18 protein-coding genes, 3 tRNA genes, 3 rRNA genes and 1 pseudogene are annotated in these 22,694 nt (G+C 49.1%); 16 read left to right on the plus strand and 9 right to left on the minus strand.

The annotated features are described in order from the left end of the window. Window positions 1-20: 20 nt before the first annotated feature. From tsaA to metN, 5 genes are all read right to left on the minus strand, one after another. Entirely contained in the window at window positions 21-728 is a 708-nt protein-coding gene (gene tsaA, locus PT300_05315) for a tRNA (N6-threonylcarbamoyladenosine(37)-N6)-methyltransferase TrmO (protein MDF7680062.1), read from the minus strand. Continuing rightward, window positions 725-1,135: an Rcs stress response system protein RcsF gene (rcsF, locus tag PT300_05320; protein MDF7680063.1), complete on the minus strand. Its 411-nt coding sequence runs from the start codon at window positions 1,133-1,135 to the stop codon at window positions 725-727. Before rcsF ends, tsaA begins: the two co-directional genes overlap by 4 nt. 108 nt (window positions 1,136-1,243) lie before the next feature. Next, complete coding sequence (locus PT300_05325; protein MDF7680064.1) at window positions 1,244-2,059, minus strand: MetQ/NlpA family lipoprotein; 816 nt, start codon at window positions 2,057-2,059, stop codon at window positions 1,244-1,246. Between the two features lie 45 nt (window positions 2,060-2,104). Then, window positions 2,105-2,758: a methionine ABC transporter permease MetI gene (locus tag PT300_05330; protein MDF7680065.1), complete on the minus strand. Its 654-nt coding sequence runs from the start codon at window positions 2,756-2,758 to the stop codon at window positions 2,105-2,107. Further along, window positions 2,751-3,782: a methionine ABC transporter ATP-binding protein MetN gene (gene metN / locus PT300_05335; GenBank protein ID MDF7680066.1), complete on the minus strand. Its 1,032-nt coding sequence runs from the start codon at window positions 3,780-3,782 to the stop codon at window positions 2,751-2,753. The genes PT300_05330 and metN overlap by 8 nt, the downstream gene beginning before the upstream one ends. A gap of 188 nt (window positions 3,783-3,970) precedes the next feature. Here metN and gmhB point away from each other — a divergent pair, with 188 nt between their 5' ends. The 7 genes from gmhB (at window position 3,971) to PT300_05370 (ending at window position 11,159) form a co-directional block, all read left to right on the plus strand. Continuing rightward, window positions 3,971-4,537: a D-glycero-beta-D-manno-heptose 1,7-bisphosphate 7-phosphatase gene (gmhB, locus tag PT300_05340; protein MDF7680067.1), complete on the plus strand. Its 567-nt coding sequence runs from the start codon at window positions 3,971-3,973 to the stop codon at window positions 4,535-4,537. Between the two features lie 341 nt (window positions 4,538-4,878). After that, window positions 4,879-6,417, plus strand: a 16S ribosomal RNA gene (locus PT300_05345). Window positions 6,418-6,501: 84 nt separating this feature from the next. Further along, window positions 6,502-6,577, plus strand: a tRNA-Glu gene (locus PT300_05350). A 182-nt stretch (window positions 6,578-6,759) separates the two neighbouring features. Then, window positions 6,760-9,754: ribosomal RNA gene (locus tag PT300_05355) — 23S ribosomal RNA — on the plus strand. 101 nt (window positions 9,755-9,855) lie between these two features. Continuing rightward, a 5S ribosomal RNA gene (gene rrf, locus PT300_05360) occupies window positions 9,856-9,971 on the plus strand. The 16S, 23S and 5S rRNA genes sit together here with 2 tRNA genes alongside, the layout of an rRNA operon. A 53-nt stretch (window positions 9,972-10,024) precedes the next feature. Beyond that, window positions 10,025-10,101: transfer RNA gene (locus PT300_05365), tRNA-Asp, on the plus strand. Window positions 10,102-10,370: 269 nt separating this feature from the next. Continuing rightward, window positions 10,371-11,159, plus strand: coding sequence for an endonuclease/exonuclease/phosphatase family protein (locus PT300_05370; protein MDF7680068.1), 789 nt, complete (start codon window positions 10,371-10,373; stop codon window positions 11,157-11,159). Window positions 11,160-11,300: 141 nt separating this feature from the next. Here the strand turns inward: PT300_05370 and mltD are convergent, their stop codons facing one another. Continuing rightward, window positions 11,301-12,503 (minus strand): murein transglycosylase D, encoded by a 1,203-nt coding sequence (gene mltD, locus PT300_05375; protein MDF7680069.1) that lies wholly within the window; start codon window positions 12,501-12,503, stop codon window positions 11,301-11,303. A 71-nt stretch (window positions 12,504-12,574) separates the two neighbouring features. Next, window positions 12,575-13,327 (minus strand): hydroxyacylglutathione hydrolase, encoded by a 753-nt coding sequence (gene gloB, locus PT300_05380; GenBank protein MDF7680070.1) that lies wholly within the window; start codon window positions 13,325-13,327, stop codon window positions 12,575-12,577. Window positions 13,328-13,362: 35 nt separating this feature from the next. Between gloB and PT300_05385 the strand changes: the two genes are divergently transcribed. Then, complete coding sequence (locus tag PT300_05385) at window positions 13,363-14,067, plus strand: class I SAM-dependent methyltransferase (GenBank protein ID MDF7680071.1); 705 nt, start codon at window positions 13,363-13,365, stop codon at window positions 14,065-14,067. Window positions 14,068-14,069: 2 nt separating this feature from the next. Here the strand turns inward: PT300_05385 and rnhA are convergent, their stop codons facing one another. Continuing rightward, entirely contained in the window at window positions 14,070-14,549 is a 480-nt protein-coding gene (rnhA, locus tag PT300_05390; GenBank protein MDF7680072.1) for a ribonuclease HI, read from the minus strand. 64 nt (window positions 14,550-14,613) lie between these two features. On the opposite strand from rnhA, the gene dnaQ reads away from it, so the two are divergent. The 7 genes and pseudogenes from dnaQ to PT300_05425 all read left to right on the plus strand — a co-directional run bounded on the left by dnaQ (window position 14,614) and on the right by PT300_05425 (window position 20,660). After that, window positions 14,614-15,345 carry a DNA polymerase III subunit epsilon gene (gene dnaQ / locus PT300_05395; GenBank protein ID MDF7680073.1) on the plus strand — a complete coding sequence of 244 codons (732 nt, stop codon included), beginning with the start codon at window positions 14,614-14,616 and terminating at the stop codon, window positions 15,343-15,345. Between the two features lie 133 nt (window positions 15,346-15,478). After that, window positions 15,479-15,555 (plus strand) — tRNA-Asp (locus PT300_05400). A 623-nt stretch (window positions 15,556-16,178) separates the two neighbouring features. Continuing rightward, window positions 16,179-17,642, plus strand: a pseudogene (tssF, locus tag PT300_05405) (type VI secretion system baseplate subunit TssF). 34 nt (window positions 17,643-17,676) lie between these two features. Continuing rightward, window positions 17,677-17,943: a type VI secretion system baseplate subunit TssG gene (locus PT300_05410; protein MDF7680074.1), complete on the plus strand. Its 267-nt coding sequence runs from the start codon at window positions 17,677-17,679 to the stop codon at window positions 17,941-17,943. A gap of 108 nt (window positions 17,944-18,051) precedes the next feature. Next, the gene (gene adhP / locus PT300_05415; protein ID MDF7680075.1) at window positions 18,052-19,065 is read left to right on the plus strand and encodes an alcohol dehydrogenase AdhP; all 1,014 of its coding nucleotides are present in this window, start codon (window positions 18,052-18,054) and stop codon (window positions 19,063-19,065) included. A gap of 219 nt (window positions 19,066-19,284) precedes the next feature. Further along, window positions 19,285-19,866, plus strand: a complete 582-nt coding sequence (lpcA, locus tag PT300_05420) for a D-sedoheptulose 7-phosphate isomerase (GenBank protein MDF7680076.1) — start codon at window positions 19,285-19,287, stop codon at window positions 19,864-19,866. Window positions 19,867-19,892: 26 nt separating this feature from the next. Beyond that, complete coding sequence (locus PT300_05425; protein MDF7680077.1) at window positions 19,893-20,660, plus strand: class II glutamine amidotransferase; 768 nt, start codon at window positions 19,893-19,895, stop codon at window positions 20,658-20,660. Here the strand turns inward: PT300_05425 and dpaA are convergent. Further along, a complete protein-coding gene (gene dpaA, locus PT300_05430) occupies window positions 20,631-21,371 on the minus strand; it encodes a peptidoglycan meso-diaminopimelic acid protein amidase (GenBank protein MDF7680078.1) in 741 nt (246 codons plus the stop codon). The genes PT300_05425 and dpaA overlap by 30 nt on opposite strands. Before the next feature lie 207 nt (window positions 21,372-21,578). Here dpaA and dinB point away from each other — a divergent pair, with 207 nt between their 5' ends. Beyond that, on the plus strand, window positions 21,579-22,634 hold the full coding sequence (dinB, locus tag PT300_05435) for a DNA polymerase IV (GenBank protein ID MDF7680079.1): 1,056 nt from the start codon (window positions 21,579-21,581) through the stop codon (window positions 22,632-22,634). The last annotated feature ends 60 nt before the right edge of the window (window positions 22,635-22,694 follow it).

Consider the following 22,694-nt stretch of genomic DNA (forward strand, 5'->3'; position numbering starts at 1 on the left):
CAAAAGAGAAGAACACAAAATTAGCACGGATCAAGAGAAAAGACTTCAAAACCGGATGCGACAACCCGCCAGTGGAGATTAAAATCGAGCAGGCGGACGGCATAATTTTTTCCTTCTTTTTCTGCTTTACGATAGGCGGGGCGTGGGTCCTGAGACAACACTTCGATAATAAACGTCCTGATACAGGGATACTGCTCTTCCAGCGCTAATAGTTGTGCTTCAACATGACGGGTAAAACTGACGGCGATGACGGCTGACGGTGTTTGTTGCGCATAACCTGCGCTGGCATCGGGTATCGCCTCAGCAAAAGGCAGATAAGGTTTGATATCAATAACGGGTGTACCATCAACCAGATCCAGGCTTCCGAGCTTCAGGATCACTTGTCCTTTCTGGTGGTGAATACTTTTTAGCTCAACCAGTGACATACCGACAGGATTAGGACGAAAAGTCGAACGCGTGGCGAATACTCCCATGCGCGTATTACCGCCGAGACGTGGTGGACGTACTGTGGTGTGCCAGCCCTGAGTCATCGTATGATGGAAGATAAACAATATCCATAAATGGCTAAAATTTTCCAGCCCCCGTACCGTATTGAGCTGGTTATAGGGTGCCAGCAGATGAAGTTCACCCGTGCCATGCTTTACCAATCCAGGCTGGCGGGGAACGGCAAACTTTTCTTTATAAGGTGAGCGAATAACGCCTATTTGTGATAACTGACAGGTTTTCATCGTACTGAAATATCCAGTGCTGAACCGAGGCAAACGGCCTGACGGTAGCAGCCAGGTGTACCACTGGTGACATCACAGCGATGTAACAGAACCGCATTGGCCTTTATTTTTGCTGCATTGATTTGCAGGCGTTTACGTGCTGTTGAAATATTGGGTGGCGAGTCCTGATTTGAAACCTGGCATGATTCACCGGTCACATCACCGAGCTCACGAAAGAGAGTACCCGTTAGCTCGTATGCATTGGTGTAAATACGCACGGAAGAAAAAGACGAGCGGGTATGCGGTTTGATCGGTTTTTTTTTGACCGGAGATGCGGTGGTCTCTGGCTCAGATTCAGCAGGAAATCTGTCTGATATGGTACACCCACCTGACACGAGTGCTAATAAACAGAGCAGTAAAGCACGCATAGGATTTCCTCAATGATAAAAGCATAAGACGTTATTGAATCAGGCGTTTGTATAAATAACAAGACGGGCATAACGCCCGCCTTACATAAATATGAAGAAGAAAAAAGATTACCAGCCTTTCATGGCACCGCCATTAAAGATTTTATCTGCTGCTTGATAGACTTCATCACTCTGATAAGACTGAACTAATTTTTTAATATTTTCAGCGTCTTTATTATCCTCACGCGCTGCGATCAGGTTGACGTAAGGCGAGTCTTTTCCTTCAACAAAGATACCATCTTTTGCTGGAGTCATACCAACCTGGCTGGCATAAGTGGTATTGATGATTGCCAGAGCGATTTGTGCATCATCCAGAGAACGGGGCAGCTGTGGCGCTTCCAGTTCGACAATTTTCAGGCTCTTCGGATTTTCGATGATATCAAGCGAGGTTGGTAATAAACCCACCCCCTCTTTTAACTTAATCAAACCAACTTGCTGTAATAACAGCAAAGAACGACCGAGGTTAGTGGGATCGTTGGGTACCGCGATTTGTGCACCAGGCTGTAACTCACCCAGTGATTTGATTTTTCTGGAATAACCCGCGATGGGATAAACAAAAGTATTGCCGACGGCAACCAGCTTGTAGCCACGATCTTTAATTTGCTGATCAAGGTAGGGTTTGTGTTGAAAGGCGTTAGCATCAATATCACCCTTACTTAATGCTTCATTGGGCAGAACATAATCATTGAAAGTCACCAGCTCGATATCAAGGCCGTATTTATCTTTCGCCACTTTTTTCGCCACTTCAGCCACTTGTTGTTCCGCACCAACGATGATCCCGAGCTTAATATGATTAGGGTCTTTTTCGTCCTGGCCGCATCCCATCAGTGCAAGGGAACCGATTAACGTACCGATTGCTGCAATAGTTTTAAAATTAAAGGTCATATTATTCTCTTCATGTAAAATGTGTGTTGTATATCATCAGGCGTGCTATTTGTGAGTGACCACCCGGGCGATGCGTTCACCGGTAAACTGGATTAAATAAACCAGAATCACTAATAGTACCAGTACGGCATTCATGATAGTGGCATTGTAGCCAATATAACCATATTGATAGCCAATTTGTCCCAGACCACCGGCACCGACTGCGCCCCCCATAGCAGAATAACCGACCAAAGTAATCAGCGTGATGGTAGCAGCATTGACCAGCCCTGGCAGTGCCTCCGGCAGCAGAATTTTTCGTACAATCTGCAATGGTGTCGCGCCCATAGCGCGGGATGCTTCAATCAGCCCGGTTGGGATCTCCATTAAGGCGTTTTCTACCATCCGGGCGATAAAGGGCGTAGCGCCGACAGTGAGTGGTACGATGGCAGCCTGTAAACCGATAGATGTTCCCACGATGATTCGGGTAAACGGAATCATCCATACCAGCAGAATAATAAAAGGAATTGAGCGGAAAATATTGACCAGCGCTGAAAGTGTACGATACAGCTTTGCATTAGCAATAATTTGTCCTGGACGGGTAATATACAGCAGCACGCCGATGGGGAGCCCAAGCACAAAACCGAAGAAACCTGAGACAAAAGTCATTGCCAGTGTTTCCCATATACCACGCAAAAATAGCCAAATCATCGCTTCAGACATATCCCAGTACCTCTATTTTAACGTGGTTCCCCTGCAGCCAGGCGATGGCCGCTGCCGTATCCTGCTGCGCGCCTTGCATTTCAGCCAGCATGACGCCGAATTTAACACCGCCAGCGTAATCCATCTGCGCACTGATAATATTGTTATTTACATTGAAGCGACGCGCGATTTCTGAAAGCAGTGGCGCGTCGACGGACTGACCGGTAAATTCCATACGCAACAAAGGGATGCTATCAGGTTGCGCGTCGGGTTTAAGCCGGGCCTGATAATCGTCAGGAATATCCAGATGCAGCGTAGACTGAATAAACTGTTGTGCCAGCGGTGTTTTGGGATGAGAGAAGAGAACGCTGACCGTATCCTGCTCAATTAACTGGCCATTGCTAATCACGGCAACACAATCACAGATATGCTTCACTACATCCATCTCATGTGTAATCAGCAGAATGGTCAGGCCAAGATGACGGTTGATATCTTTTAATAATTCAAGAATAGAACGGGTCGTGGCAGGATCGAGCGCGCTGGTGGCCTCATCACACAGCAATACTTTGGGATTACTGGCCAGGGCACGGGCAATGGCGACACGTTGTTTCTGACCCCCAGAGAGATTTGCCGGATAAATATCATACTTATCGCGCAGGCCGACGAGATCTAAAAGTTCTGATACCCGGCGCTTGATTTCCGCTTTCGGCGTATTCCCCAGTTCCAGCGGTAAAGCGACATTACCGAAAACAGTACGCGATGATAACAAATTAAAGTACTGGAAAATCATACCAATCTGCCGACGTGCATGGGTAAGCTCCTTCCCGGACAGCGTCGTCAGCTCCTGACCGTTTACCACAACACTCCCTTGCGTAGGACGTTCCAGCAGATTGACACAGCGGATCAAGGTACTCTTTCCCGCACCAGAAGCCCCGATGACGCCATAAATTTTTCCGTCAGGAACATGCAGACTCACATCACTCAGTGCCTGGATAGTATGATCCCCCTGATGGAATACTTTGGTAACATTAGAAAGTTTAATCATCAGCTATTTTATTATCGTTTAACCATTAGCGATGGCATTTTTTATCTCTGATAGCAGTAATGCCTGTTAATAAAATGGATGTTAAGGCATCCAGACGTCTAAATCAATCTGGTATGATGCATTGAGCACTTTCTTACCTGTGCAGACATGCGATACTAGCACTATTTACCTTTATCTGGAGCAGAACGGTGGCAAAGTTAGCGCCTGCAGTTTTTCTTGACCGTGACGGTACGATTAATATTGATCATGGTTACGTTTACGAAATTGACAATTTTACATTTATCGATGGCGTCATTGATGCCATGCGACAACTAAAAGAAATGGGATATATGCTGGTACTGGTGACAAATCAGTCCGGTATTGCGCGTGGTAAATTTAGCGAAGCACAGTTTAACACACTGACCGAGTGGATGGACTGGTCGTTAGCTGATCGTGGTATTGACCTGGACGGTATCTACTATTGCCCTCATCATCCCCAGGGTGTTGTAGAAGAATATCGCCAGGTTTGCGACTGCCGTAAACCCCTGCCCGGGATGTTTCTCTCGGCACGGGATTATCTGCATATTGATATGTCTGCTTCCTATATGGTCGGTGACAAACTTGAAGACATGCAAGCGGCTGCCGCTGCAAATATTGGTACTAAGGTATTGGTACGGACGGGCAAAGCGCTCACCCCGGCAGCGGAAAATGCCGCTGATTGGGTGCTTAATAGCCTGGCGGAACTGCCTGAAACGATCAAAAAGCAGAAAAAATAAGCCTTATGAGTAAAAGGTGAACATTTGCAGTGAAATTCTGTTTTTTCGCTTGTTATTCCTCGTTCCCGCCTTATAATACGCCCCCACTGACCCGGAATAACGGAGCGAATCCACCGGGAATCAGGCAGGGGAAGTGAAAAAAACACTTGACTCTGAAGCGCATGAGAGTATTATATGCGCCCGCTTCATTGAAGTACCGCTCTTTAACAATCAGTCAGACAATCTGTGTGGGCACTCAGGAAGACAGAGCCTGACCGTCGGTGACGGTCAAGCAAATTTAAAAAGTCTCTGAGTGAACACGTAATTCATTTACGAAGTTTAATTCACGAGCGATCAGACCTGAATTGAAGAGTTTGATCATGGCTCAGATTGAACGCTGGCGGCAGGCCTAACACATGCAAGTCGAACGGTAACAGGAAGCAGCTTGCTGCTTTGCTGACGAGTGGCGGACGGGTGAGTAAAGTCTGGGAAACTGCCTGGTGGAGGGGGATAACTACTGGAAACGGTAGCTAATACCGCATAATGTCGGAAGACCAAAGTGGGGGACCTTATGGCCTCACGCCACCGGATGTGCCCAGACGGGATTAGCTTGCAGGTGAGGTAATGGCTCACCTGGGCGACGATCCCTAGCTGGTCTGAGAGGATGACCAGCCACACTGGAACTGAGACACGGTCCAGACTCCTGCGGGAGGCAGCAGTGGGGAATATTGCACAATGGGGGAAACCCTGATGCAGCCATGCCGCGTGTATGAAGAAGGCCTTCGGGTTGTAAAGTACTTTCAGCGGTGAGGAAGGATGGAAGTTTAATACACTTTCATTTTGACGTTATCCGCAGAAGAAGCACCGGCAAACTCCGTGCCAGCAGCCGCGGTAATACGGAGGGTGCGAGCGTTAATCGGAATAACTGGGCGTAAAGGGCACGCAGGCGGTGTGTTAAGTCAGATGTGAAATCCCCGGGCTTAACCCGGGAACAGCATTTGAAACTGACAGGCTGGAGTCTCGTAGAGGGGGGTGGAATTCCAGGTGTAGCGGTGAAATGCGTAGAGATCTGGAGGAATACCGGTGGCGAAGGCGGCTACTGGACGAAGACTGACGCTGAGGTGCGAAAGCGTGGGGAGCAAACAGGATTAGATACCCTGGTAGTCCACGCTGTAAACGATGTCGATTTGGAGGTTGTTCCCGTTGAGGAGTGGCTTTCGAAGCAAACGCGATAAATCGACCGCCTGGGGAGTACGGCCGCAAGGTTAAAACTCAAATGAATTGACGGGGGGCGCACAAGCGGTGGAGCATGTGGTTTAATTCGATGCAACGCGAAGAACCTTACCTGGTCTTGACATCCACAGAACCTTCCAGAGATGGAGGGGTGCCTTCGGGAGCTGTGAGACAGGTGCTGCATGGCTGTCGTCAGCTCGTGTTGTGAAATGTTGGGTTAAGTCCCGCAACGAGCGCAACCCTTATCCTCTGTTGCCAGCGGTTTGGCCGGGAACTCAGGGGAGACTGCCAGTGAAAAGCTGGAGGAAGGTGGGGATGACGTCAAGTCATCATACCTTACGACCAGGGCTACACACGTGCTACAATGGCGCATACAAAGGGAGGCGAGCCTGCGAGGGTGAGCGGAACTCATAAAGTGCGTCGTAGTCCGGACTGGAGTCTGCAACCCGACTCCACGAAGACGGAATCGCTAGTAATCGTGGATCAGAATGCCACGGTGAATACGTTCCCGGGCCTTGTACACACCGCCCGTCACACCATGGGAGTGGGTTGCAAAAGAAGCAGGTAGTTTAACCGAAAGGGGGGCGCCTGCCACTTTGTGATTCATGACTGGGGTGAAGTCGTAACAAGGTAACCGTAGGGGAACCTGCGGTTGGATCACCTCCTTAAACTGAGGGTTCTGGATTTCTGAAGTGTTCACACAGATTGTCTGACGAGAGATTGAGCAAGGCGTCTTGCGAACGAGACAGAGAGTCCCCTTCGTCTAGAGGCCCAGGACATCGCCCTTTCACGGCGGTAACGGGGGTTCGAATCCCCCAGGGGACGCCACTTGCGGGTTGTGGGTGAAAGGCACAGCCGGACTGTATTTCAGAGATGGCCGGGAGGTCATTTGTGAAATATATTGCTCTTTAACAAACTGGATCAAGCTGAAAATTGAAAGAGGACACACGAAGAAGTGTGTCCGGGTCTCTCAAAGCGAAGCGACCGGAAGAGACATCTTCGGGTTGTGAGGTTAAGTGACTAAGCGTACACGGTGGATGCCCTGGCAGTCAGAGGCGATGAAGGACGTGCAAATCTGCGAAAAGCGCCGGCGAGGTGATATGGGTCTGTGACCCGGCGATGTCCGAATGGGGAAACCCGGTGTGAGTAATCACATCATCGTTAACTGAATTCATAGGTTAACGAGGCGAACCGGGGAACTGAAACATCTCAGTACCCCGAGGAAAAGAAATCAACCGAGATTCCCCGAGTAGCGGCGAGCGAAAGGGGAGGAGCCCGGAGTCATAATCAGCATGGGTGTTAGTGGAACGGTCTGGAAAGTCCGGCAAAAGAGGGTGACAGCCCCGTACACGAAAGCGCGCATGCTGTGGACTCGAAGAGTAGGGCGGGACACGAGAAATCCTGTCTGAAGAAGGAAAATCATCCTCCAAGGCTAAATACTCCTGACTGACCGATAGTGAACCAGTACCGTGAGGGAAAGGCGAAAAGAACCCCGGCGAGGGGAGTGAAAGAGAACCTGAAACCGTGTACGTACAAGCAGTGGAAGCCCCACCACTAAGCCAGTGGTGAGATTCCACGAGGCATCCTTTGCTGTAAGGCAGGGCAGGCGGGGCGTGAGCGACGCCCAGCCGCCAAAAGAAGCAGAGGGGGCTTAGTGGTGGGGTGACTGCGTACCTTTTGTATAATGGGTCAGCGACTTGTATTCTGTAGCGAGGTTAACCGAATAGGGGAGCCGCAGGGAAACCGAGTCTTAACTGGGCGACTAGTTGCAGGGTACAGACCCGAAACCCGGTGATCTAGCCATGGGCAGGTTGAAGGTTGGGTAACACTAACTGGAGGACCGAACCGACTGATGTTGAAAAATCAGCGGATGACCTGTGGCTGGGGGTGAAAGGCCAATCAAACCGGGAGATAGCTGGTTCTCCCCGAAAGCTATTTAGGTAGCGCCTCGTGGGTTCATCTCCGGGGTAGAGCACTGTTTCGGCAAGGGGGTCATCCCGACTTACCAACCCGATGCAAACTGCGAATACCGGAGAATGATACCACGGGAGACACACGGCGGGTGCTAACGTTCGTCGTGGAGAGGGAAACAACCCAGACCGCCAGCTAAGGTCCCGAAGTCATGGTTAAGTGGGAAACGAAGTGGGAAGGCTTAGACAGCCAGGATGTTGGCTTAGAAGCAGCCATCATTAAAAGAAAGCGTAATAGCTCACTGGTCGAGTCGGCCTGCGCGGAAGATGTAACGGGGCTAAACCATGCACCGAAGCTGCGGCAGTGGCGCAAGCTGCTGGGTAGGGGAGCGTTCTGTAGGCTGAAGAAGGTGTGCTGAGAGGCATGCTGGAGGTATCAGAAGTGCGAATGCTGACATAAGTAACGATAATGCGGGTGAAAAACCCGCACGCCGGAAGACCAAGGGTTCCTGTCCAACGTTAATCGGGGCAGGGTGAGTCGACCCCTAAGGTGAGGCCGAAAGGCGTAGCTGATGGGAAACGGGTTAATATTCCCGTACTTTATGTTACTGCGAAGGGGGGACGGAGAAGGCTATGTTATCCGGGTGACGGAAGTCCCGGTTTAAGCGTGCAGGTGGGTGTTTCAGGCAAATCCGGAACACCATAACACTGAGGCGTGATGACGAGGCACTGAGGTGCCGAAGTAACAGAAGCCCTGCTTCCAGGAAAAGCCTCTAAGCGACAGGTAACATGAAATCGTACCCGAAACCGACACAGGTGGTCAGGTAGAGCATACCAAGGCGCTTGAGAGAACCCGGGTGAAGGAACTAGGCAAAATGGTGCCGTAACTTCGGGAGAAGGCACGCTGACGCAAGGTGAAGCGCTTAACGCGTGGAGCTGAGGTCAGTCGCAGAGACCAGCTGGCTGCAACTGTTTATTAAAAACACAGCACTGTGCAAACACGCAAGTGGAAGTATACGGTGTGACGCCTGCCCGGTGCCGGAAGGTTAAATGATGCTGTAATCTGAAAGGAGAAGCAGCTGACTGAAGCCCCGGTAAACGGCGGCCGTAACTATAACGGCCCTAAGGTAGCGAAATTCCTTGTCGGGTAAGTTCCGACCTGCACGAATGGCGTAATGATGGCCAGGCTGTCTCCACCCGGGACTCAGTGAAATTGAACTCGCTGTGAAGATGCAGTGTACCCGCGGCAAGACGGAAAGACCCCGTGAACCTTTACTACAGCTTGACACTGAACCTTGAGCCTTGATGTGCAGGATAGGCGGGAGGCGAAGAAGTGTGGACGCCAGTCTGCATGGAGCCGCTGTTGAAATACCGCCCTTTAATGTTTGATGTTCTAACGCGCCCCTGAGCGGGGTTGCGGACAGTGTCTGGCGGGTAGTTTGACTGGGGCGGTCTCCTCCCAAAGAGTAACGGAGGAGCACGAAGGTCAGCTAATCCTGGTCGGACATCAGGAGGATAGTGCAATGGCAGAAGCTGGCCTGACTGCGAGCGTGACGGTGCGAGCAGGTGCGAAAGCAGGTCATAGTGATCCGGTGGTTCTGAATGGAAGGCCATCGCTCAACGGATAAAAGGTACTCCGGGGATAACAGGCTGATACCGCCCAAGAGTTCATATCGACGGCGGTGTTTGGCACCTCGATGTCGGCTCATCACATCCTGGGGCTGAAGCGGCCCCAAGGGTATGGCTGTTCGCCATTTAAAGTGGTACGCGAGCTGGGTTTAGAACGTCGTGAGACAGTTCGGTCCTATCTGCCGTGGGCGCTGGATAACTGAGGGGGCTGCTCCCAGTACGAGAGGACCGGAGTGGACGCATCACTGGTGTACGGGTTGTCATGCCAATGGCACAGCCCGGTAGCTAAATGCGGAAGAGATAAGTGCTGAAAGCATCTAAGCCCGAAACTTGCCCTGAGATGAGTTATCCCTGATATGAAAATATCCTGAAGGGACGTTGAAGACGACGACGTTGATAGGTCAGGTGTGTAAGCGTGGTGACACGTTGAGCTGACTGATACTAATGACCCGTGAGGCTTAACCTTACAACGCCGAAGGTGTTTTATCGGAAGCGTGGAGCGGAGAGAGAGAGAAAGATTTTCAGCGAGGTCCGGAAGAAGAGCGAGGAAGGATTAGAAAGAATCAGCCTGGCGGTGACAGCGCGGTGGTCCCACCTGACCCCATGCCGAACTCAGAAGTGAAACGCCGAAGCGCCGATGGTAGTGTGGGGACTCCCCATGCGAGAGCAGGGAGCTGCCAGGCTTTAAAATTAGTGAACACCGGTATAAAAGCCGGTGACAGCAGAAAGAGTTGCTGGAGCGGTAGTTCAGTTGGTTAGAATACCTGCCTGTCACGCAGGGGGTCGCGGGTTCGAGTCCCGTCCGTTCCGCCAGAATAAAATGCCATGCTACTTGTTAGCATGGCATTTTTCTTTTCTATGCAGAAAAGAATAACAAGCACTCAATGGGTTCTCAACAGCCTGCAATACCTTCCATCTTTGGCTATATTTCTTGTTTTGCATATTGATTTTACCCACATATATCTCTTTACCTCAGATAAATAATTTTCGTCGCTCGTATTGAAAATTATTGTAAAAAAATATATAAAAATGAAACGGCTAGTGCCATGCTAAGTTCATGTTACTGAGGTTCAGTTCTGAAAGTGCACAAGAAAACTTATGCCATACGCTATGTACCGGGACAACCTGAAAAGATAATTATGCCTCCGGCATCCTTTATCAGCACTGATCAGATACTTCCTGTTGCTGCGACATTAAGTACCCGTGGAGTCGTTCGTGTCCTGGTATGGAATATTTTTAAGCAGCAGCGTGCTGAATGGCAGTCTATTCTCACAGGTTTTGGCAAAGATACCGACCTGATGTTGTTACAGGAAGCACAAACAACGCCTGAGATGGTTAAATTTGCTACGACCTACTACCGCGCAGCTGATCAAGTTCCCGCTTTGTATTTACCTCAATCTCCATCGGGTGTGATGACGATGGCTCTGGTCAATCCTGTTTACTGTTACCCCTTTCGTGAACGGGAGCCGATTTTGCGCCTGGCGAAATCGGCGCTGATAACCGTTTATCCATTGCCGGACAGGCGTTTATTAATGGTCGTGAATATCCATGCGATTAACTTTAGTCTTGGTGTTAATGTCTATAGTAAACAACTATTATCAGTCGGTCAGCAGATCACCCGTCACAGTGGCCCGGTGATTATGGCAGGTGATTTTAATGCCTGGAGTCGGCCACGTATAAATACGCTTTATCATTTCGCACATGAAATGTCCTTACAGGAAGTGCATTTTGCTGACGATCAACGAAGCCGTATATTTGGACATCCACTGGACTTTGTATTTTATCGGGGATTAGGTGTCAATGATGCCTCTATATTAGTGACACAAGCCTCTGACCATAACCCTTTGCTGGTTGAATTCAGTTATGAATAAATAACGAGATATCTACATACATGAGTAATACCGACAACCGCTTAGCTGAGATAAGAAGTATTTGCGTCGCGGTTATCATTCGAATGGTAAGATATTAAGAAAAAAGGTGCCGACAGGCACCTTTGGTTTTTATCAGATAGATCACGAATCCGCATTATTACTATCTTTGACAAATAATGTCAGTTGATCACCGGGTTTCAGATCTCCTGTACCATTATTCCAGCGCATAACATCCCGCATTTTTACACCATGACGTTTTGCAATGCTCGATAATGAGTCACCTTTACGTACACGATAAGTGATGCTATTGCTGCTCAATAATATAGCTTTTTTGCTGGCTAAGTCAGCAGGCTGTGCAGCGCTAATAACATCATTCGCGGCCAGCGATTCGCGTAATTGCTCAGCATGTTTTTGCGGTACCATTACATAGTTTGGACCGTTGATCCCAAGGGTAGAACCTTTTACACCGGCATTGAATGTTCTGAGCTTATCAACAGGGATCCCTGCCATATCAGCCAGTTTGTTTATCTCAACCGGATTATTGAGATGAACACGTGCCAGTGCGCGACTTTCATCAGTAGTCGGTAACTTCATACCATAGCTTTTACTGTTTTTGAAAATCTCACTTAACGCCAGCATCTTAGGAACATAGGCTCGGGTTTGCTGCGGCAAGGGTAGCGACCAGAAATCAGTCGGTTTACCACTTAAACGGTTCGCTTTTATTGCGCTAAGCACCCGGCCTTCACCGCTATTATAAGCTGCGACTGTTAATAACCAGTCGCCGTCAAACATTTTGTTCAGCCGCGACATCATATCTAATGCTGCTGTCGTAGAGGCGATAAAATCACGGCGCGCATCGTAGCTTGCTGTTTGTTTTAAACCATAATTACGTCCGGTTTTCGGGACTATCTGCCAGATACCAGCCGCATTAGCGCTGGATGTAGCATGCGGATTAAAAGCGCTCTCCACTATGGGTATTAATACCAGTTCCATTGGCATGTTACGTTTCTTAACTTGCCCGGCTATCCAGTACATATACGGTTCTGCCCGTAAAGTTACATCGTGGAGATAGCTCTTATTACGTAAATATTTTTGTTTCTCTTCGCGAATCCGGGTGTTTTCCGGAATCCCCATCTTCAGCTCGTCGCCTATGGAAGTCCACAGATCCTGGTCCTGCGCATAGAACGTTCCATCATCTAACCAGCGCGCTTGACTTGTTGACTTACCTGCTTCCCCTTGACCAGCCGCAGAAAGGCTTTGTGCATGTTGCTGGACACCATCGTGCTTAAACACCTGGCATCCTGACAACAAGACAGAGACGAGTAAAATCGCTCGTACCTTCATGTGTGTGTCAATAGTTGCCTAAAAGATGGGCAAGGATAACGATGAAGGAGGCGAATGACAAGAATTAAATATCAAAAGTTATCTTTTTTTGACCTTAACCATGTAAATTGCTGTATGCCATGTTGCAAATTTGTTGTTTTTTTATTTTTTGTGGTTAAATCATCATCAGTACGTAAAAACAGGTTGATGCATCGTTCATTTTTTAATGTTACAGGCAGCGTTTTTTGTTTTTTAGCACGTAATGCATTCACTTTATTATAGTAATGAATGAGATCCTCATCATGAGGCAGGATGCTCAAGGCAAACTTCATGTTTTCTAGCGTATACTCATGTGCGCAACAAATCAGCGTATCTTCTGGAAGGGTATTTATTTTTTTTAGTGATTGATACATTTGCTCTGCGCTACCTTCAAAGAGTCGTCCACAGCCACCAGAGAACAGCGTATCACCACAAAACAGATAAGGGGCGCAATAAAAAGCAACATGCCCTGACGTATGACCCGGTGTGGCAAACACAGAAAAATCACGATCTAAAATAGTGATCTGGTCACCCTCGGCCACCAGATGGGTGGTTCCTTTATCCCGTGTTTCTACCGGGCCATAAACAGTAAGATGAGGAAATCTCTCGCATAGTTGTCTGACACCACCGACATGATCGTGATGATGATGAGTCAGCAAAATAGCTTCAGGTTGCCAGTGATTTTCTTCTATTGCAGCCAGTACGGGCGCTGCATCACCAGGATCGACAATCAGACAGCGACCATTATCCTCACTCAGAACCCAGATGTAGTTATCCTCAAACGCGGAAATGCTGGTAAGATGCATAAATGACTCCTCAATAGTCGTAGCGGAAGGTCGCGATGAAGCAGGCAAAGATACCTCAGTTCGCTATAGCGCCAGAAAACTGGTCCAGTATGCCATGTGGTGAATATTATTGCAGATTGCTGGAACAGCAAATGAGGCCATGGCTGGCTAAGTTATATGGCTCTCATCTGCTTAAGATTGGTAACTTGAGTGCGCAAATCAATACAGAAGCCTGCGCAATCCCACATCAAGTGAATATTTCTTTGCAGGGTTCGCCGCTTCAGGTGAAAGCGAACCCGCTTTATCTCCCTTTTGCAGAAAAGTCAGTGGATGCCTGTTTGCTGGTGCATATTCTTCCCTGGTGTCACGATCCGCATCGTTTATTGCGTGAGGCAGACAGAGTATTGATTGATAATGGCTGGCTGATATTAAGCGGATTTAATCCCATCAGTTTGATGGGACTACGTAAACTGGTGCCATTAGCAGGCAAAAGCGTTCCCTGGAACAGTCGAATGTTTACCTTAAAACGTCAACTGGACTGGCTGGCTTTACTGAATTTTGAAGTTTTGCACTATGGTTGCTATGGTGTGCTGACCGGTAGTGATCATGTTGACAGATTACTGAATACCCATCTGCCACTATTTGGCCGCTTACAATTGGTTGTCGCTCGTAAACGCACGCTCCCCTTGACGCTTAAGCCAACAAAATTAATAAAAATCAAAATACCACTACGCCAGGCGCTGGGCATTCCCCGTCAGTAGCATCATGGACGGAATGAGTTCTCTGGCTGATAGCCCGTATCGTGTTGCGTTGGTCTGGTTGCAGCGGCACGAGCCAGTTCATCACAACGTTCATTTTCTGGATGTCCGGCATGGCCTTTGACCCATTGCCATTGAACCTGATGTTGAGACAGGGCGGTGTCCATCCGTTGCCAGAGATCGATATTTTTCACCGCCTTTTTATCTGCGGTTTTCCAGCCACGTTTTTTCCAGTTATGGATCCATTGCGTGATCCCCTGGCGAACATACTGGCTATCGGTGCAGAGTATCACCGTACAATGCTCTGTCAGGGCTTCCAGGGCAGCGATTGCCGCCATCATTTCCATACGGTTATTGGTAGTAAGATGATAACCCTGACTGAAAATTTTTTCTTTTCCACGATAACGTAAAATCGCGCAATATCCGCCAGGCCCTGGATTGCCGAGACATGATCCATCGGTGAAAACTTCTACCTGTTTCAGCATATCTGATAGACTTCCTGTAAATAGAATGGGTACATAACGGATAAGTCTGACATAAATGGCGGATATGAGCACTGCAATTACGCGACAAATTGTTCTTGATACTGAAACGACCGGTATGAGCACGGTGGGTGCGCATTATGAAGGACACAAAATTATTGAAATTGGTGCGGTGGAGATCATTAATCGTCGCCTCACTGGCAACAATTTTCACATTTATCTCAAACCTGATCGGCTGGTGGATCCTGATGCCTTCAACGTTCATGGTATTGCTGATGAGTTTTTAATCGACAAGCCAGTCTTTGCGGATGTTGCGGATGAATTTCTGGACTACATCCGTGGTGCGGAGCTGGTTATTCATAACGCCATGTTTGATATTGGCTTTATGGATTATGAGTTTAATAAACTGAAACGTGGTATTGCGAAAACGAATACTTTTTGTCAGGTCACGGATACGCTCGCACTGGCGCGAAAGATGTTTCCAGGCAAACGTAACAGCCTTGATGCGCTATGCTCGCGCTATGAAATAGATAACAGTAAACGTACCCTCCATGGCGCATTACTTGATGCCCGGATTCTGGCCGATGTCTATCTGATGATGACCGGCGGACAGACCGCAATGGCATTTTCAATCGAGAATGAGCACTCGCAGCAGCGTGGTGAAATCGAAATTCAGCGTATTGCGCGTACTGCCAGTCAATTACGGGTCATTCATGCCACTCAGGAAGAGGTGGCGGCGCATGAAGCGCGGCTCGATTTAGTACAAAAGAAAGGTGGATCTTGCTTATGGCGTGCCTGATGGCATGAAATATGTTTTAAAAACAGACGTTCAGATGATTTTTACAGCAAGAAGTGAAAAAACGAAGAAAAAGCATTGACGGCATTAAGGTGAATCCGTAACATTCGCCCCGTTCTCTTAAATGAGAGCCAGTGGAGCGGTAGTTCAGTTGGTTAGAATACCTGCCTGTCACGCAGGGGGTCGCGGGTTCGAGTCCCGTCCGTTCCGCCACTATTCAGGCCCATGCTATTAATAGCGTGGGCTTTTTCTTTTCTGTATTCACTGTTATACCTTATTTCTCACGTTAAATGTGGATATAGCCTCCCGCCATCCTGCGTACTTTCTTATATTACCTTTTACGCTAACACGATAATTTTGTAATGAATGGATATTTTTAATTTATAAATATTGAGTTAAATCAACCTGAAAGCGATTGATTAACAATTTTCCGTTTCTGTTAGCGCTTCCATTATAAATATTGGCTTAGAGCCTATCCCATTAGGCTATTTTACTGGCCATTTTGGCCCTGGGCAGTGCTCGAAATCCTCACGTACTCCGTGTACGCTGCAGTTTCTCCGCGCTGTCCGTGTCCAAACTGGCTGCGCCAATAACGCCTGGTGGGATAGGCTCTTATTTATCTCCTTGAATCACAAGGTGTGCCAATAATTAGATAACATGACGGTTTTCCTAATACATTCCATCGGGAGGATGCCCGACACAGTCACGGGTTATGTGAAAACAACACTCTCCCGTCAACCTTGCTGATGAACAGCCTTTTTATCTGGAGTAGACTGTCGTTTTCTGGAACACCGGTCATCGCTGATCACATCGCAATTAACTAAGCAGAAATAAATATGGATGACTTAACCCTGCGTTACTACGACGCTGAAATGCGCTACCTGCTGGAGGCCGGTGAAGAGTTTGCCCGTGCCCATCCAGAGCAGGCGGCGATGCTTAATCTTGATAAAGCGGGGGCGCGCGACCCTTACGTCGAGCGCCTGTTCGAGGGTTTCTCCTTCCTGATGGGCCGCCTGCGTGAAAAGCTTGATGACGACCTGCCGGAACTGACCGAAGGGCTGGTCAGCCTGCTGTGGCCGCAGTACCTGCGTACCATTCCGTCGATGTCTGTGGTCGAGTTCCCCCCGACTGGCTTGAAATGAAAGAGCCGATACGCATTGACAAAGGTTTCGAGGTGCTCTCCAGACCGGTGGGTGAGAAGGGCACCCGTTGCCGTTACACCACCACCCAGGCGATAACCCTTCAGCCGCTGTCGCTGGCGCATGCCCGTCTGTCGACCGACCCCGACGGGCGTTCGGTCATCAGCCTGCGCTTCAGCTGCAGTCCGCTTACCGACTGGGCTCAGTCATCTCCCGCTGTACTTCAACGCCGACGCGCCGCTGGCTTGCGCGATGCATGAAGCCTTTACCATGAATGTTGATCGGCTGTGGCTGCGGATGTCGGGCGACCCGGACAGAAGAGCGTTCGACGGCTATTTTACCGCGCTGGGCTTTGGCGATGATGACACGTTGTGGCCGAAGAGCGGCAGCAGTTTCAGTGGCTACCAGCTGCTGCTGGAGTATTTCACCTTCCGCGAGAAATTTATGTTCACCGGGCTGCGGGCTGCGCGGACTGGAGAAGGTGGTTCTGCCGGCGAAACTCCCGTGGTTTGAGATCGAGATGGTGCTGGCGGAGCGCTGGGCGCACGATTTCAGTTTCAGCGAAAAGCATCTGCGCCTGAACTGCGTGCCCGTGATTAACCTGTTTCCGCTAGAATCCGATCCGCCGACACTTACCGGCACCAATGGCCAGCTGCCACGCCGGGCGCTGCAGAGTACCGTGCTGGACATGATAATGAAACCCCTTTCGGCCAGCCTCGGCGTCCGCAACCTCTGTGCGCCGACGCTGCCCTGCTATCCGCCAGCGCAGGACCGTTTTCACTGGCGTGTACTGAGCCACCTCGGCAGCAGCTTCCTGTCGATGATGGACAATGCCGAAGTGCTGCGCGGCACCCTGGCGTTGTACGAGTGGACCGACAGCGAGATGAACCGCCGCCGTCTCGAAGCGATTACCGACGTCCGGCACAGCGAAACCGAACGCTTTGAGCAGGGCTACCTGGTGCAGGGGGGCAGATTGAAGTGACGCTCGACAGCCACGGTTTTGCCGGGCGCGGTGATATCTGCCTGTTTGGCGAGATGCTGAGCCGCTTCTTCGCTCTGTATACCGATATCTATCTGTTTAACCGTCTGATTATCATCCTGCAACCGACCGGAGAGCGTCTGGAATGGCAAGAGAAACACAACCGCCGTATTCCCGGCTGACCTTCAGCAGATAAATTTTTATCGTTTCTGCCAGTTGCTGGAGAAGCATCATCCGCACCGGTCGCCGATGGGTTCCACCAGTCATCCGGCCGATGATCCGGTGTGTTTTGCCCCTCATCCGGGGATGGGCTTTCCGGTCAGTGAACTGAAGGCGGTTGAGTACGATGAGGAGGATGAGCACAAACCGCCGGTTATCCGGGTCTATCAGCTGAAAGAGCGTAAAACCTTTACGCGGGAAATAAATAAGATAAAAATAAGCATGGATTTTATGAAGTTTGTCACAAAAACGCATCCCTGGTGACAGAGATGAATTTAATTAACTTTACCCTCTTTATGTTTTTAACTTAGTATTTTTTATCGAATTTTTCAGGAAAGAGCCATTTCTGTAATTTTATAAGGAGTCGTTATTATGAAAGCTGCGGTTGTCACAAAAGATAAATCTGTTGCCATTGAAGATAAAAAATTACGGCCATTAAAACACGGTGAAGCATTATTAAAAATGTGCTGTTGTGGCGTTTGTCATACTGATTTACACGTTAAAAATGCCGATTTTGGTGATGTTACTGGCGTAACATTAGGGCATGAAGGTGTCGGCGTTGTGACCCAAGTCGGTGAGGGGGTCACCTCCCTGAAAGTGGGTGACAGAGCCAGTGTTGCATGGTTTTTCGAGGGATGTGGCCATTGTGAATATTGCAATAGCGGGCGTGAAACATTTTGCCGTGAGGTCAAAAATGCCGGATATACCGCGGATGGAGCGATGGCTGAGGAGTGTATCGTCGTCGCAGATTATGCGGTGAAAGTGCCGGATGGATTAAGCTCGGAGGCCGCCAGCAGTATTACCTGTGCGGGGGTGACAACGTATAAAGCGATCAAAGTTTCGCATATTCAGCCGGGGCAATGGATCGCGATTTATGGATTAGGCGGTCTGGGCAATTTAGCATTACAATATGCCAAAAACGTCTTTCAGGCGAAAGTTATCGCCATTGATGTCAATGATAAACAGCTGGCATTAGCGCGTGAGATGGGCGCGGATATGACGCTTAACTCCAGAACCGATGATGTCGATGCGATCATTCAGCGTGAAGTCGGCGGTGCCCATGCAGCGGTCGTTACGGCAGTAGCAAAAGCCGCCTTTAATTCTGCGGTAAACAGCGTCAGAGCCGGTGCACGTATTGTCGCGGTGGCGTTGCCCGTCGATACCATGGATTTAAGCATTCCACGTTTAGTGCTGGATGGTATTGAGGTGGTGGGGTCTCTGGTGGGTACACGTGAAGATCTCAAGGAAGCCTTCCAGTTTGCCGCAGAAGGCAAAGTCGTCCCTAAAGTCACCTTACGTCATCTGGAAGAGATCAACGATATTTTTGAAGAGATGGAACAAGGTAAGTTTACTGGTCGGATGGTGATCTCATTTAATCAGCCGTAAGCTATCTCGCCATCACTGGCAATCCCCGAACAGGGGAGCCGCTGTACTTATGGCCGCATAGCGATGAGGTATGCGGCCAGTAATGCGTGTTATTAACGCGCTGAACGGTGGATCGACCAGTATATATATCTGTTCTGTCATGACTTCTGCCGCTTCTCGCCTCGATTGCTATCCGGTAAACTGAGCAGGTTTTTCTCTTTATATTAAAGGACCCTCCTTATGTACCAGGTTGTTATTCGTAATGAACTGCATGAAGCGGCGGAAACGCTGACGCATTTCATGCAGGATGAAGCCAATATCCAGGCCATTCAGCGTGCTGCGGTACTGCTGGCGGACAGTTTTAAAGCCGGGGGTAAAGTGCTCTCCTGTGGCAACGGGGGCTCTCATTGCGATGCCATGCACTTTGCAGAAGAGTTAACCGGACGCTATCGTGAGAATCGCCCAGGTTATCCGGCGATCGCCATTTCTGATGTCAGCCATCTCTCCTGTGTGAGTAACGATTTTGGCTATGAGTATGTCTTCTCCCGTTACGTCGAATCCGTTGGTCGGGAAGGGGATGTCCTGCTTGGCATCTCAACATCCGGTAATTCCGCCAATGTTATCCTTGCCGCTGAAGCGGCGCGTGCCAGGGGAATGAAAGTGATCCTGTTAACCGGAAAGGATGGGGGTAAATTAGCCGACTATGCCGATGTAGAGATTCGGGTGCCGCATTTTGGTTATGCTGATCGGATCCAGGAAATCCACATTAAAGTTATCCATATTCTGATCATGCTGATTGAAAAAGAGATGCTCAAACCCTGAAAAGGGGGGCAGGGGACGACGGGAATATGTGCGAATTGCTTGGCATGAGTGCCAATGTGCCGACAGATATCTGCTTTAGTTTTTCCGGATTAATTCAGCGCGGTGGGGGAACCGGCCCGCATAAAGATGGCTGGGGGATCACTTTTTATGAAGGAAAGGGGTGTCGTACTTTTAAAGATCCCTGCCCCAGCTTTCAGTCGCCGATAGCGAAGATGGTGCAGGACTACCCGATTAAATCGTGCTCAGTAATTGCTCATATCCGCCAGGCTAATCGTGGTATCGTCGCGCTGGAAAATACCCATCCCTTTACCCGTGAACTCTGGGGGCGTAACTGGACTTACGCCCATAATGGCCAGCTGAATGATTATGAATCGCTGGCGACAGGGAAACTTCAGGCAATTGGTGAAACCGATAGCGAACGCGCTTTCTGCTGGCTATTACACGGCCTGGCTGAACACTATTCTGGTTCTCCGCAAGACCGGATGCGTGTCTTCAGATATATCGCCACGTTGGCCGGGGAGCTTTGCCAGAAGGGCGTCTTCAATATGTTATTGTCGGATGGTTGCTATGTGATGGCATTTTGCTCGACCAGCCTGTACTGGATCACGCGTCGGGCGCCCTTTGGGATGGCGACACTGATTGACAGAGACGTCAAAATCGATTTTCAACAGGAAACCACACCGAATGATGTGGTTTCCGTGATTGCCACCCAGCCACTGACGGGTGATGAGACATGGAATAAGATAATGCCCGGCGAGTGGGCGCTATTTTATATGGGTGAACGTGTAGTTTGATGCCAGTTGCGGCTGAGCCATATCACTGCTGAGTGGCTGGCTGACAATATAGCGTCCATCCATCACGGCGACACTCGGCGGCTGATGGGTTTGCTGGAAGTAGTCATAACCCGGTTTTAGCTGTTTCCAGAAATCTGCATAACGAGAGTATTTATGACGCTCCATATTCTCATTGGTCATATGAAAAGGATAAATACTGACCTGCACACTCGGCTGCCCGAATACCAGTGCACCGGTAACAAACTGAAAAATTTCATCAATACTGGCATCGGTCATGGCATAACAGCCTATTGAGACGCAGGCACCGTGGATCATCAGATAGTCCCCTTTATAGCCATGTATACGATCATAGCTGTTGGGGAAGCCAATATTAATGGCTTTATAATACTGGCTATCGGGTTTGAGTTGGCTACGGGTCACGTTATAAAACCCTTCCGGACTTTTTAAATCCCCCTGGCGCTTTTTCGGCCCGAGACCGCCGGAGTAGTTACAGATTGGGTAGCTATCCAGCAGCTGATAGGTTTCGCCTGCTTTGACATAAAGATTGAGCATGCGCTCTTCTTTGAACAGCTCAAGATAAACCGGTGAACCGATAAACTTTTGTTTATATTCTTTATTAGTCAGCTTATTAGGGCTGCTATTATTCAGTAAGCCAGCAAATGATATGCATGGCAACAGAAGTATCGCAATAAAGAGTGCGATTTTACGCATACAGCTTGTTCCTTGATAAATCACCAATCGTTTTGCCAGAACGGCAAGAAAAATCCAGGGGCGGGTATTTTTTGTACTCGATGTCATACTTTATCACTCCGCTATTTTTTTCGCAAGGGAGGTTCTTATCCTGAGATTTTTTCCTTCTTAGCCCCTGTATTGTCAGCGTAATACTGTATTATTATACAGGTATTGATGGGGGTCATGATGCGTAAAATCATCCATATTGATATGGACTGTTTCTTTGCCGCAGTTGAAATGCGTGATAACCCGGCTTTGCGGGATATTCCTGTGGCGGTCGGTGGCAGCCTTATGCAGCGTGGCGTGATCAGCACCGCGAACTATCCGGCGCGTCAGTTTGGCATTCATAGCGCCATGCCAACCGCCCTGGCGTTTAAACGCTGCCCACATTTGACACTGCTGCCAGGCCGCTTTGAAGCCTATAAAAAAGTATCGTGCCAAATCCACGAGATTTTCTCCCGTTATACTTCATTGATTGAGCCGCTTTCACTGGATGAAGCCTACCTTGATGTCAGTAACAGTCCTCATTGTCAGGGTTCTGCTACGCGAATAGCGGCAGAAATTCGTCAGACGATATATGACGAACTGCAACTGACAGCCTCTGCGGGGATTGCGCCGGTTAAATTTCTGGCCAAAATAGCTTCAGATATCAATAAACCCAATGGCCAGTTTGTGATTACGCCACATCAGGTCGAGGGATTTGTAAAAACGCTACCGCTTATCCGTATCCCTGGTGTGGGGAAGGCTTCTGCCGCCAGGCTGGAAAAAATGGGTTTACATACCTGTGAGGATGTACAAAAGAGTGATTTATTAACACTCCTTCGTCACTTTGGCCAGTTGGGCCGCATATTATGGCAGCGCAGCCACGGTATCGATGAACGTGAAGTGATCAGCACCCGGCAGCGTAAATCGATAGGTGTTGAACGCACACTGGCGCAGGATATTTATCAATGGGATGATTGTGCCGCGATTATTAACACGCTGTATCAGAAACTGGAACAGCGACTGGCGAAGGTAAAACCCGACCTGCTGATTGCCCGTCAGGGGGTTAAGCTAAAATTCAATGATTTTCAGCTGACCACTCAGGAGCATATCTGGCCCTGTCTGAATAAAGAGGATTTGCTGACCACCGCTTATCACACCTGGCATCAACGACGGCGTGGACGTGGTGTACGGCTGGTGGGATTGCATGTGACCTTAATCGATCCTCAGCGGGATCAGCAATTGTCACTCGCGCTTTAATTTTAACCGGATCTATCATTGACTCCTGCCATCATCGGTTGATGACAGGAGAGACACGCT

The sequence above is a fragment of the Enterobacteriaceae bacterium ESL0689 genome, assembly GCA_029433525.1.
Taxonomy (GTDB): domain Bacteria; phylum Pseudomonadota; class Gammaproteobacteria; order Enterobacterales; family Enterobacteriaceae; genus JAQTIF01.